This window comes from Vibrio sagamiensis NBRC 104589, assembly GCF_007990935.1.
Lineage (GTDB): Bacteria > Pseudomonadota > Gammaproteobacteria > Enterobacterales > Vibrionaceae > Vibrio > Vibrio sagamiensis.
Genome location: NZ_BJXJ01000152.1, coordinates 1 through 579 on the forward strand (window position 1 = coordinate 1; position 579 = coordinate 579).

Here is a 579-nt window from a genome sequence, read left to right on the forward strand (position 1 = left end):
TTTGGACAAAAGTGAGCTAGAGTATAGATTCTAACGTACCAAAATTGTATTAGAAAAAGTATGGATAAATTCGTTACGTTATTGTCCAGCATTACTTAATCAGATCAGCAGTACGCATAGCAAAAATACAACGCGTTGCAAATCACTCCTGAACAGTTTGTTAGCTGTATTTTCCAATGATTAAAAAAGACTCAGACATTAGTTTTGCACGAAAATTATATTCAACTTTAGCCAGCAAAGGATCGAGCTCAAGAACTTTATCAAAATGCCATAATAGCCGCTCTGTAGATATTGGTACTTCTGCTGGCAAAGCACTTCTAAATTCTGTGTATATAGGATAACTTTCTACCCAATCATCGCCCAAATCATAAAGGCAACGCAAAACATGATTAGCTGCTAACGTGATTCCTTGCTGGCCTGTAACCAAACTTCTTGCAGCAGAAACTAGACGTTTTAACCTCGCCATTTTTTGTTCTGGAGTCATAATAAATCCTTAGTACTCTCGTAATATAGCTAACACTTTCTATATGGCTTTCAGCCGCTTTTCTTATTCCTATCATGCAATCTTTGCAAAAACAG

The 579-nt window shown here is 36.4% G+C and carries 1 protein-coding gene; it reads right to left on the minus strand.

Annotated features, from left to right (window positions below):
* Positions 1–160: 160 nt before the first annotated feature.
* A complete protein-coding gene (locus VSA01S_RS19880; RefSeq protein ID WP_147052822.1) occupies positions 161–484 on the minus strand; it encodes a hypothetical protein in 324 nt (107 codons plus the stop codon).
* Between the last annotated feature and the right edge of the window lie 95 nt (positions 485–579).